The following is a 13,064-nucleotide window of genomic DNA, read 5'->3' on the forward strand; positions in this document are numbered from 1 at the left end:
GGATGAGTTGCTACTGCTACTTGCTACTGAATTGCAAACTAAAACCCTTATTTTTTAAGGGTTTTAGTGTAGGAGGAATCTTGATATGATTGTCTTGCCACCAGATTTAGATAGAGAAACAATAGAAGTTGAGCGCAATTTATTAAAAAAAGAATTGCGTCGTTTTGTGGAATTTGCTGATTTAGCTGATAACGCGGGTGAAGCAAGAATGAAGTTGTTAGCTTTACAAAAGCGTTATGGACTATTAGATATTTAATAAATTACGGTAAATGTAAAGTTTTTTTGATGTTTGAAATTAAGGTCAGCTTTTGTGAAAAGATAATGAATAATGGGATATAATTCAAATTTTTAAGGACGCTTATATTTCCATTATATTAATTTCAGTATAACAGAAAAACTTCAATTAATTACTAAAAAATAAACTTAAAAATTTCAATCAATAAATTGCCCAAAATAAAGATTAGGCTAATCGTGGCTTTACTGATGTAAATACAGCATTAGAGGCAGTTAAAATAGAAAAAACTATTTAAAAATTGGTAATGTCACAAGAACTAAATATAGATGATGTCCAGGAGCCAATTAACAGCGCCTCACCGGAAGTACAACAAATTATTGAGCGAGTATGGAAGCTGGAAAAAAGTAGATTAGATCGAAAAAGCAAAGGTCATATTAATGATGATATTTTAGATATTGTGAAGGAAGCTGTAAAATGAAGCTGACTTCAGTTAAGTTGTGCAATTTTCGCTCATTTTATGGTACAACGCCAGAGATGCTCTTGGCGGGAGGGAATATCCATAACACAACAGTTATTCATGGTAATAATGGTACTGGTAAAACCAGCTTATTGAATGCATTTACCTGGGTGTTATATGAGAAATTTAGCGCCGCTTTTGCATCGACCGAACAGTTAGTAAATAAACGAGCGATCGCCGAAACACAAAGAGGACAAGCTGTAGAATGTTGGGTAGAGATTGGGTGGGAACATGAAGGCAACCGCTACCGAGTTAAACGTTCTTGTCGAGTTTACAAAAATGCCAGTGAACTAGAAGCAGGAAAAACACAGTTAACTATGTGGGTAAGCGGTGATGATGGCAAATGGAACTTACCAACTCAGCCATCAGAAGACATTATTAATCAGATTTTACCCGCTAGTTTACATCAATATTTTTTCTTTGATGGTGAGCGAATTGAAGAAATCGTCCGTTCTGACAAAAAAGCAGAAATTGCCGAAGCTACCAAGATTTTTTTAGGTGTGGAAGTAATTGAACGTTCAATTACCCACTTAAAAGAAGCCAAAAAAAGTTTAGAAACCGAGTTAACAACTATAGGAGATGCAGAAACTAAACAGTTGTTGCGTCAACAAGAGAAATTAGAAAAAGAAATTACAAATATTACTCAACGCCAAACAGAAATTAAACAAGAATTAGAGTATCAAAAAACTTTTAAAAAAGAGACAAGTAACCGTTTAAGAGAATTGAGTGCGGCAAAAGAGTTACAAGAAAAACGACATAATTTAGAATCACAAAAAGAGGCAAACCGAGAAGAACTGAGGAAAACTAGAGAAGCGCTAAAAAAAGCAATTTCTGCACGAGGTTACACAGTGTTATTGGCAGAAACTACAAATCAGTTCCGTGCAATTATTAATGATTTAAAGCAACGAGGTGAATTAACTCCAGGAATTTCGCGGGAATTTATCAATGAATTGCTGAAAACTCAACGCTGTATTTGTGGTACAGATTTAAACATAGGCAGTCATTCCCATGCTCATGTACAAGTTTGGTTAGATAGAGCAGGTTCTTCGACTGTAGAAGAAACCACAATTCGCATGAGCGCTCAAGTAGATGATATTGATCAGCAAGCAACAGCATTTTGGCAAGAAGTGGATCGAGAACAAGCCAGAATTGAACAATTAAGACAAATAATATCTCAAATTGAAACTGAACTAGATAGCATTCAAGAACGACTACGCAAAGATCCCAATGAAGAAATTAGCAGTTTACAAAAACGTCTAGATGAAATTGAAACTAAAATTGATGAATTAAATAGAGAGCAAGGTGCAAATCAGCAGCAAATTACCCACTTAAAAACAGCAATCGATGCTTTGATCAAACAAATCGCCAAGCAGAAATTGAATGAAGAAAAGCAAATATTAGCACAACGACGCATTAGTGCTACCCAAGATGCGATTGAACGGTTAACAGAAGTTAAAAATCGTCAAGAACAGCAGTTTCGCCTGCAACTAGAAAAACGAGTGCAAGAGATATTCACTGAAATTTCTTTTGCACCTTATACTCCGAAAATAAGTGACAAATATGAGTTAACTTTAGTAGAAAATACAGCAGGTATCGAAGCACTAGTTGCAGCATCCACTGGAGAAAATCAAATTCTCAGCTTATCATTTATTGCCAGTATTATTGATAGAGTCCGGGAATGGAGCGAAAAGCGAAAAATGATGATGATTCCCGATAGCAGTACTTTTCCTATTGTCATGGATTCGCCATTTGGGAGTTTGGATGAAATTTCACGGCGACACATTGCTCAGACAATTCCGAAATTAGCGAATCAGTTGATTGTGTTAGTAACTAAAACACAGTGGCGGGGTGAAGTCGAAGCAGAAATGACAGACAGAATTGGTAAAGAATATGTGCTGACATACTATTCTTCTAAGCCAGATTGCGAACAGGATTATATTGAATTAGGTAAAGAAAGATATCCTTTGGTTAGGCAAAGTCCTAATGAATTTGAGTATACAGAAATTATCGAAGTTGAACGAAATCAAGGATAGTAGCATATTCGTGGACAGTGAACAGATCCCCGACTTCTTTGAGAAGTCGGGGATCTGAGCCTCTCAAGATCACAAACTAGTATTAAAATAGACTTTGAGTAGATTTTGATTTAAATATAGAAATTTATTCAGTGTATATACTTAATTTATACCAAGCTGATTTACAATCGATTTGCAGATATCACAATAAAACCAGCACATTTACCTTATTTTGTTATTTATCTTTTTTTTATCATCAATTCGGCAAAAATTAAAATTTAACTTAGAACTTGCCATGATTAAGGATATTCAACAAATAAAAATTTTATTAGTTGATGATTGTCCAGAAGATTTACAATTTTTATCTGATATTCTCTTGGCTCAAGGTTATCAATTACAAACAGTAACTTCCGGACAATTGGCAATTGATGAGGTATTAAATCTAACACCTGACTTGATTTTACTTGATATTCTGATGCCAGAGATGAATGGTTATGAAGTTTATCAAAAATTGAAAGCTAACCAAAATACTCAGAACATTCCGATTATTTTTCTTGGTACTCTTGACCATCTCTCTAAAAATTTCAATTTTTTTCAACTAGGTGTTGATTATATTAATAAACCATTGCATTCTGAAGAAGTTTTAGTACGCATACAAAATCAACTGACTCTTCAAAACCTACAAAAACAGTTAAGATATCAAAATAAACAATTAGAAATTGCACTAGCACAAGTAAAGCTATTAACATCAGAAACTTGCAAGAATGAAGCTTCTTGGAGAGATTGCATTCAAGTAGAATCTGCTTTAAAAGCTAGTGAACGTAAATATCGCCACTTAGTTGAGACATCCCAAGATATCATTTGGTCACTGGATGTATCTGGACGAATTACCTTTATTAATAGTGCTGTTAAAAGAGTTTGCGGCTACGAACCTCAAGAAATTATCGGGTGTTCTTGGTTTGATTTTATTTTGCCTGAACAGGTGGCTCATGTTCAGCAAATATTTGGATGTCTTGTGAATGGAGAGCCAATTTTTCAGCATGAAATTACATGTATAGCAAAAGATGGTTATTCACTGCATTTGATGCTGAATGCGATCGCTTTACGAAATGAAGACAATTTAATTATCGGGGTGACAGGTACAGCTAGTGATATTACAGAACACAAACGGGTTGAACAAGCCTTAAAGGCAAATACCGTCAAGCTCCGTAACTATAATTTAGTAATAACAAAACTAGCGAAAAATCAGCTGCTGTATCAAGGTGATTTAAAAGCAGCTTTAAGTGCGATCACAGAAGTAGGTGCTAAAAATATAGCTGTAGAAAGAGCCAGCGTCTGGTTATATGACGAAACAGCCACTCGTTTTGAGTGTCTGGACTTATTTGAAGAAAGTCGCAATCAACACAGCGAAGGATTTTCTTTATCAACGTCAGACTATCCAGCTTATTTTCACGCTTTACAGCAAGACGAGGTAATTGCCGCAGATGATGCCTATAGTGATCCTAGAACTAAACAATTCTCTGAATCTTATTTAGCTCCATTGTGCATCACTTCTATGCTTGATACCCCCATCAGACTGGCAGGAAAGACCGTAGGAGTTTTATGTCTGGAGGCGGTAAGAGTAACTCATTCTTGGACATTAGAAGACGAAAATTTTGCTCGTTCTTTAGGACATTTAGTATCTTTGGCCTTAGAAGCACGGGAACGCCAACGAGCAGAAGCAGCACGCCGCGCCTCCGAAGAAAAGTTAGCATCAGCCTTTAGATCATCTCCTGACCCGATCGCCCTTGCCACTTTTCCCAAAACACGCTACATAGAAGTTAATGACAGTTTTTGTCGGTTATTTGGCTATTCTCGCTCTCAGGTCATTGGTCGGACTAACAAAGAGTTAAATATTTGGGTGAACCAAGAAGAATGCAGTTTCCTCGCCCAATTTATTCAACATCATAAAGCTATTCGTAACTATGAAGTTGATTTTCGCACTGCCAGTAAAGAAGTAAAAACAGCACTGTTTAGTGCGGAAATGATTGATATTGATGGACAACAATACGTACTAGGCACAGCTAAAGATATCACTGAACGCAAGCAAGCAGAAAATGAAAGTCGTTTGCTACTGTTAACATCTCAAGCCATCACTCGCGCCATTGACGTAGATAGTGCATTAGTAACCGTCCTCCGCTTAATTTGCAACACTATTAACTGGGACTTTGGTGAAGCATGGATACCCAGTCATGACGGCACTATTTTAGAACATAGCTTGGTCTGTTATGCAGAAGAAAGCCGTTTAGAGGCATTTTGCCGCAAAAGTCAAAATTTTAACTTTGCTATGGGTGTAGGATTACCTGGACGAGTTTGGCAGTGTCGGCAGCCAGAATGGATAGAAGATGTTTCTCATATTATGCAACCAGTTTTTTTGCGATCGCCACAAGCAGCAGAAGTAGGATTAAAAGCTGGTTTTGGTGTGCCAATTCTCAGTGGTAGCGAAGTATTAGCTATTTTGGTATTTTTCAAACGTAATGCTGCACCAGTTGATCAGCGTTTGCTCTTGCTAGTGGGTGCTGTTGCTGCCCAATTAGGCGGGTTAATTCAGCGTAAAGTAGCAGAGTCTGCCCACAGACAAAGCGAAGAACGTTTAGAATTAGCCTTAGAAGGTAGCGACTTGGGGTTGTGGGATTGGAATCTTCGCAGTGGTAAAATCTACCGTGATTGGCGGTGGCAAAAGATGCTGGGATACACAGACCATGAAATAGAAGATAATCAACAAGCAATCGAGCAACTGATACATCCAGAAGACTTACCCACAGTTAATTCATTATTAGATGTCCATTTCCAAGGTACTAGTCTTGTCTATGAAGTAGAATTTCGGATGCGCTGTTCATCTGGGGAGTGGAAATGGATTCAGTCTCGCGGTCAAGTTGTAGAACGCGACGAACAAGGTAAACCTTTACGAATGACGGGTACGCACAAAGATATAACTGAACGTAAAGCCTTAGAGCGAGAAATAGCACTTAGAGAAGCTCGTCTTAATGCTTTTTTTAGCAGCGCACCTGTAGGCATGAGTATCTTAGATCACCAATTACGGTTTGTGCAAATTAATGAACAACTAGCAAATATTAATGAGATACCCCAAACAGATCATATCGGTAAAACTATCTATGAAGTTTTACCTCAAATTGCTCATACAGTTACACCATTATGTGAGCAGGTACTGTTGACTGGTCAACCGATTCATAATCAGGAAATGAGTGGTTTATTGCCCAAGCAGCCAGATACTATCCGTCATTTTTTAGCTTCTTATTTTCCGATTTTTGGTGAAGACGATCGCCCTTCTAATGTTGGCACAGTGATCATAGAAATTAGTGACCGCAAACATGCAGAACAAAAACTGCGCCTAGCCAACGAACGCCTAGAATATTTCCTTACTTCTAGCCCTGTAGTCATTTATAGCTGCAAAATCACAGGAGATTTTGGTACTACCTATATTAGTGATAACGTTAAGGCAATGATTGGCTATGATGCATCAGAATTTTTAGAAAACTCTAGTTTTTGGATGCAGCACGTCCACCCAGAAGATATAGAACGGATCTTAGGAAAAATTTCTTCACCACCTTCCAACCAGGAGTCTAAATCTTACGAATACCGCTTTCTGCACACTGACGGAACTTATCATTGGTTTTATGATCAAGTCAGGTTAATTTGTGACGAAGTTGGCAACCCAATCGAGTATGTTGGTTATTGGGCAGACATCAACGATCGCAAATTAGCAGAACTAGCTTTACAAGAAAGTCAACGGCGATATCAACTTTTAGCTGAAGCTTCACCAGTTTGTATCTTCCACACCGATATTAATGGCAAAGCCTTATATTTAAATCAGTGCTGGAGTCAGATTACAGGGCTAACCTTAGAAGAGTCACTAGGAAAAGGCTGGACTAAGGCTCTACATCCAGATGACCGCGATCGCGTACTTAATTTATGGTGTGAAACAGCAGCACAGACAAAGCCATATAAATCAGAACATCGCTTCCTACGGCCTGATGGGACGGTTATATGGGTAATTTCCCAAGCATTACCAGAAATTGGTGAAGATGGAGAAATTCAAGGCTACATCGGTACAATTACTGATATTACCGAGAGAAAATTGTCTGAAGAAGCCTTGCGCGAAAGTGCAGAACGAGAAAAAGCGATCGCTCAAGTGATTCAACGGATGCGGCAGACTCTAGATTTAGAGACCATATTCGCGGCGACAACTCAAGAATTACGGCAAGTACTCAACTGTGATCGTGTGATTGTTTATCGCTTCAATCCCCATTGGAGTGGCGAATTTGTTGCCGAATCGGTAGGAGAAGATTGGATTTCGTTAATCGAAGAACACAATAATGATCCCAATCTCACACAGGGAGCCTTAGAAAATGGTCGTTGTGTTTTAAACATGTTAGATAGAGCAGATCACCAAGATGGGTACATACAAGGTGCAGGTTTTAGCTGTGTTTCAGATATTTATCAAGCTGGGTTAGATTCTCGTTACATTCAACTTTTGGAGCGTTTTCAGGCCAAAGCTTATATTATTGTTCCTATTTTATATGGAAGTGAACTCTGGGGATTATTAGCAAGTTATCAAAATTCTAGTCCTCGCCAATGGAAAACAGGAGAGGTCAATATTGTAGTTCAAATTAGCAATCAATTGGGAGTTGCTTTGCAGCAGGCACAATTGCTGGCACAAACTCAAAGACAGTCACAAGCATTACAACAAGCTGTGATTGCAGCTGATGCTGCTAACCGTGCTAAAAGCGAATTTCTTGCCAACATGAGCCATGAACTGCGAACCCCACTTAACGCCATCCTCGGTTTTACCCAAATTATGAGCCGGGACAATTCCCTATCCGGCGAACATCAAGATAATTTAGTAATTATCAATCGGGCTGGTGAACATCTTCTGGGCTTAATCAACGACATTCTCGAAATGTCAAAAATTGAAGCTGGCAGAACTACATTAAATATCAGCAGTTTTGACTTAATTCGGCTTTTGCAAAATTTAGAAGAGATGTTACGCTTCCGCGCTACTTCTAAAAATCTCCAACTGATATTTGAATATACTGCCAATATTCCCCAATATGTACAAACTGATGAAAGCCGACTCCGCCAAGTCTTGCTCAATCTTTTGGGAAATGCGATTAAATTTACTGATATTGGTAGTGTAACGCTACGTGTGGTAATGGTAGATAGGGGAGAATTTTCTCAATCCTTAATTTTTGAGATACAAGACACTGGTGCTGGTATTTCTCCCCAAGAAATTAACTTACTTTTTGAAGCTTTTGGACAAACTGAAGCCGGACGAACCTCTCAACAAGGAACAGGATTAGGTTTAGCAATTAGCCGCAAATATGTACAACTGTTGGGGGGAGATATTACTGTTAATAGTACTTTGGGTTTAGGCAGTACATTTACATTTGATATTCAAATTAGTTTAGCTGAGTCCGGCGAAATTCAGCCAAAGCCAACTCAACACCAAGTTATTGGTTTAGCGTCAGAACAAAAAGAATACCGGATCTTGGTAGTTGATGATGTTGTAAATAATCGTTTAGTGCTAGTTAGACTACTTACGTCCATTGGTTTTGCTGTGCGAGAAGCTGGAAATGGCCAAGAAGCGATCGCTAAATGGATGGAATGGCATCCACACCTGATTTTCATGGATATGCGGATGCCGATTATGGATGGTTACGAAGCTACAAGAGTAATTAAAACTAGAGAAATGATACATGGAAATAATACCCAGCCTATCATTATTGCTCTAACTGCTAATGCTTTCGAGGAACAACGAGAAGCAATGATCGAAGCAGGTTGTGATGATTTGATTAATAAACCCTTCCGTGAAAAACAAATACTAGAACAACTCAGTAAATATCTAGGAGTTCGATATCTTTATCAAGAAGAAAGTAATCAAGTTATAAATACAGATAAACAAGCTCAAGAACAAAGTCTGACTTTTGATACTTTCCTACCTTTGTTATCTCAAATATCAGATGAATGGGTGGCAGAATTACACAATGCTGCTGCTCAATGTAGCGATGATCTGATTCTACAATTGATTGAGCAAATGCCTTCAGATAATTCTACTCTTCAAATGTTTTTAACAGATTTAGCTCATAACTTCCAGTTTGAAAAAATTATGGAACTGGCAAATACAGTTTTTAATAAATAACCTCAAATAACGTTACCCAATTTATAAGTATCCATCAAATCTTTTATTTTATTACACTGTTTAATCTAATACCAATTCTGTATAAAGATGCGCTTTAAAAGCGTAGACGCAAAAAGCTTGCCGCAGGCTACCGCAAATATAGAGACAGGGAAAATTAAGCGCAGCTTCACGAATAAACGGTATAAGTTGTTGTGCATTTAAATTGCATAAAGGACTTTCAAGGAATAAAATCACCAATTACAATAATGATAATCATTCTGAGGAAAATGAGAAGCAGCAAAATTCCCCATTTTGGATACAATTACCGATGATTCGGCTAACTTTAAAGATAAAAAATTATTTACCATAAATAGAGAAATTCAAATTTCAATTTAGAAATAGTTTGTGAGTAAATATTTATGAAAGTTATAGTGACAGGTTCTTTAGGAAATATTAGTAAACCACTGACACAAGAGTTAGTGAAAAAAGGGCATCAGGTGATGGTTATCAGCAGCAAAGCCGAAAGGCAGAAAAATATTGAAGCTCTAGGCGCAAAAGCTGCTATTGGCACAATGGAAGACGCTGGCTTTCTATCAGCGACTTTTAAAGGCGCAGATGTCGTTTATGTGATGGAATCGCTTGCCCCCGATGCTTTCTTCGACCCGAATGTTGATGCGATCGCAGCTATCACCGAGATTGGCAAAAACTACAAACAAGCCATTGAACAATCGGGCGTAAAACGTGTCGTGCATCTCAGCAGTATCGGCGCACATACCGACCAGGGCAACGGTCTCATTACTTTCCATTACAATGTGGAAAACATTTTGAGTCAATTACCTGCTGATGTTTCCATCAAATTTATGCGACCGGTTGGATTTTACACGGTAATGTTTTCGTTTATCCAAGTCATCAAACAACAAGGTGCAATCATCCAAAACTATGGCGGCGATGAAAAAGAACCGTGGGTTTCACCTTTGGACATCGCGGCTGTCATTGCCGAAGAAATTGAAAAACCTTTTGACGGCAGAGAAGTTCGTTACATTGCCAGCGATGAAATGTCGCCAAACGAAGTAGCCAAACTGTTGGGCGAAGCGATTGGAAAACCTGATTTAAAATGGTTGGTCATCCCTGACGAACAATTTCTGACCAGTTTGATAGCAAACAAAATGAACCCGCAGACAGCCAAAGGTTTCGTGGAGTTAAATGCCGCACGAGTTAGCGGTGTGATGTACGAAGATTATTTCCGCCACAAACCAATTTTAGGAAAAGTAAAACTAAAGGATTTTGCCGCAGAGTTTGCCGCAGAATACTATAAAAAGGTTTAATAAAAATAATGAAAAGCACTCGATTTTTGAGATTCAAAACGATCGCCGAATATCATCGGATGATGGGACTCCCTAAACCTGAGCATCCTTTAATCAGCGTGATTAATCTAAAATCCATTAAATATGTGCCTCCCCAAGAATTAATAAATCTTGTCTTTGATTTCTACGCAATCGCGCTCAAAAGAACACCGAACACTAAATTTAAATACGGTCAGCAAGAGTACGATTTTGATGAAGGCGTAATGTTTTTTATGTCGCCTGGTCAGGTTTTCGGAGTAGAGATTGATAAAGATGCAGCATCAAAGCGTAGGGGATGGTCACTACTAATCCATCCCGACTTTTTATGGAATACATCGCTAGCTAAAACGATCAAGGGATACCAGTATTTCAACTATTCGGTCAATGAAGCTTTGCACCTCTCAGAAAAAGAAGAAGCAATCATAAACGATATTATCGAAAATATGGAGCAGGAATATCGTTCCAATATTGATAACTTTAGTCAGGATGTGATTGTTTCACAACTTGAATTACTGCTTAATTATTCAAACAGATTTTATCATCGGCAATTTATCACCCGCAAAAAAGCGAACAGTGATTTGCTGGTGAAACTGGAGGATTTATTAAACGAGTACTTTGATAGACAAAATGAATTACAATCGGGAATCCCAACCGTCAAATATATTGCCGGTAAATTAAACGTATCGCCGAATTATTTAAGCGATATGTTAAGAACGCTGACGGGACAAAACGCTCAACAGCATATCCACAATAAATTAATCGAAAAAGCCAAAGAAACGTTATCCACAACATCGCTTTCAGTCAGCGAAATCGCGTATCGGCTCGGTTTTGAACATCCGCAGTCGTTTAATAGATTATTTAAGAATAAGACAAGCGTCTCGCCACTCGAATTTAGAAACTCGTTTTGAGCGATTATGGGAGGAAGTTAAAAGACATTTAGCGTGTGTAAGCTTTGGAACTATAGATGAGTTAAGACAATTTATATGGAAGCGTTTGGAGAATTGCATCGACTTACTTAGAGATTCTCGAACAATGTGCCAAATGGATCAATCAAGGCAAATTAAAAATCCAAGTTAAACCTCGTCTAAGTTGAAACCCGTAGTTTTTCCTCATGAGGTTTCAGATGAGTTGTAACCCACAAACGATCCGCCACGGCATTAAAAGAGGCGTTAATTAGTTGTTGAAAAGCCGAGACCTGTTCAATCAGGTCAGACTGACGCTCATAGCAAGCTTGATTTGTAACATCTGAGCGTAACCACTGCCACAGATGTTCTACAGGCATAAAATCCGGGCTGTAAGCGGGTAATGGTTTTATCTTTATATCCAGTGTTGCAGCCGCATCTTTAACGAACTGTGAGCGGTGATAAGGAGCGCCATCCCAAATCAATGTCATGGGTTGAAAAGGGAATTCGGTTTTGAGGATATTGAGGACATCAATAGTGTTGAGACCATTGGCACTGTCATAGGGAAAAATTCTGACTTCACCCAGATTATAGATATAGACCCCATAGAAAGATACCTTGGTTCTTCCGGGAGAACTTGAACTCACCCAAAAACGTTCACCTTTAATCGACCAACCGTAGCCTTCATCAGTATCAAGATGAATATGAGCTTCATCGATGTAAATCAGCAGGTCTCCTTGTTGAAGAGCTTTATCGAATAACTCCTGGAGTGTTTCGAGAAACTCGGCACGTTTTTTCGTGTTTGCCTTATTTAGTAGCTTACGAGCTTTCTTCCAAGACAATCCCAACCCTTTGAGGGTCTTGCGAACAGTATCGCGACAGCAATCGATATTGAATTGGGCTTTGAGCCATGAAACTAAACGTTTTAAAGTCCAACGGGGTTGATACCATTTCACGAAATTCTTTATACAAATTACTTTTCTTTCTTCCCCTGCCTCCCCTGCTACCTCTGCTCCCCCTGCTTGCCCATGTGTATCAACTTTAAAGTGAAACGGTATGAGGTTGCTCCTGACGTTGTTGAGGTGGGGTTTTAGCTAATCTCAACCCATCCCGAATCTGCTGATCTAATGCCTGTTCTATCTCTATAGATAAAGGGGGGGATGCCCACCACTACGTTGGTAAACTAGTGCTTCTTGACCGACTGCATTGTAACGATGTACCCATTCCATAACGGTTTGCGGGTTACGCCCTGTTTCCCGTCCCACTTGAGTCGCACTTTTGCCACCACTAATCTCATACAGTGCCATAAATCGCTCACGACTACGGGGATGCTCTGCTTTCAATGCTTTTTCTCTCAAAGCTTCTGCACTTTCACCCCAACGACTCCAGTCAACACTCAACATCCTTGTACTAACCTCAATCACCACTTCTAAAACTTAGGATAGTACCATGCGTGACAAAACTCCACCTTTCAAGATGGACGAGGTTTAATCATCAGTTTCCCCTAAAACAAGCAGCGAAAGCACACTAATTAATTGAAAGTGGTTCGATGACAGGTAAAATTGTTCTGCTGATTAGCGATGAATGATTGAGCAATTTGCCTAAATTATTTTTGAAACGCAGAGGCACGCAGCGAAAAGTGTGGTCTTCTCCCAAGAGGAGACGCTACGCGATGGGGGTTTCCACGCCAGTTGCTACAAGTCGGGTTACCCGACGACAGTCGCCTCAAGTCGGGAAACCCTTTCGGCAGTTCCTAATGGGGGAAACCACGCCACTTGGGGAGATCCCAAGACCGCAGTGGCTCCCCAAGACCGGACTGCCGACGCTCCTGCGTCGCTACCGCTACGCTAACACCACGGCGCTGTCTCCCCAACGCA

At 39.1% G+C, this 13,064-nt stretch carries 8 protein-coding genes and 1 pseudogene; 7 read left to right on the forward strand and 2 right to left on the reverse strand.

Translation table 11 applies throughout. From position 1 onward, the window contains the following. Positions 1–82: 82 nt before the first annotated feature. The 6 genes and pseudogenes from QI031_RS00260 to QI031_RS00285 all read left to right on the forward strand — a co-directional run. A pseudogene (locus QI031_RS00260) lies at positions 83–256 on the forward strand (helicase); the annotation flags it as partial. Positions 257–539: 283 nt separating this feature from the next. Continuing rightward, entirely contained in the window at positions 540–713 is a 174-nt protein-coding gene (locus QI031_RS00265) for a hypothetical protein (RefSeq protein ID WP_281483250.1), read from the forward strand. Beyond that, positions 710–2,785: an AAA family ATPase gene (locus QI031_RS00270; RefSeq protein ID WP_281483251.1), complete on the forward strand. Its 2,076-nt coding sequence runs from the start codon at positions 710–712 to the stop codon at positions 2,783–2,785. The genes QI031_RS00265 and QI031_RS00270 overlap by 4 nt, the downstream gene beginning before the upstream one ends. Before the next feature lie 274 nt (positions 2,786–3,059). Next, on the forward strand, positions 3,060–8,963 hold the full coding sequence (locus QI031_RS00275) for a PAS domain S-box protein (protein WP_281483252.1): 5,904 nt from the start codon (positions 3,060–3,062) through the stop codon (positions 8,961–8,963). A gap of 398 nt (positions 8,964–9,361) precedes the next feature. Then, positions 9,362–10,267 (forward strand): NmrA family NAD(P)-binding protein, encoded by a 906-nt coding sequence (locus QI031_RS00280; RefSeq protein ID WP_281483253.1) that lies wholly within the window; start codon positions 9,362–9,364, stop codon positions 10,265–10,267. A gap of 8 nt (positions 10,268–10,275) precedes the next feature. Next, positions 10,276–11,193, forward strand: a complete 918-nt coding sequence (locus tag QI031_RS00285) for a helix-turn-helix domain-containing protein (RefSeq protein ID WP_281483254.1) — start codon at positions 10,276–10,278, stop codon at positions 11,191–11,193. Between the two features lie 176 nt (positions 11,194–11,369). On the opposite strand, the gene QI031_RS00290 is transcribed toward QI031_RS00285, so the two are convergent. After that, positions 11,370–12,143, reverse strand: coding sequence for an IS630 family transposase (locus QI031_RS00290; protein WP_281483255.1), 774 nt, complete (start codon positions 12,141–12,143; stop codon positions 11,370–11,372). 186 nt (positions 12,144–12,329) lie between these two features. Further along, positions 12,330–12,614, reverse strand: a complete 285-nt coding sequence (locus tag QI031_RS00295) for a helix-turn-helix domain-containing protein (RefSeq protein WP_281483256.1) — start codon at positions 12,612–12,614, stop codon at positions 12,330–12,332. 214 nt (positions 12,615–12,828) lie between these two features. Here QI031_RS00295 and QI031_RS00300 point away from each other — a divergent pair, with 214 nt between their 5' ends. Then, complete coding sequence (locus QI031_RS00300; RefSeq protein ID WP_281483257.1) at positions 12,829–13,038, forward strand: hypothetical protein; 210 nt, start codon at positions 12,829–12,831, stop codon at positions 13,036–13,038. Positions 13,039–13,064: the final 26 nt, after the last annotated feature.

It is taken from the genome of Halotia branconii CENA392, from assembly GCF_029953635.1.
GTDB lineage: Bacteria > Cyanobacteriota > Cyanobacteriia > Cyanobacteriales > Nostocaceae > Halotia > Halotia branconii.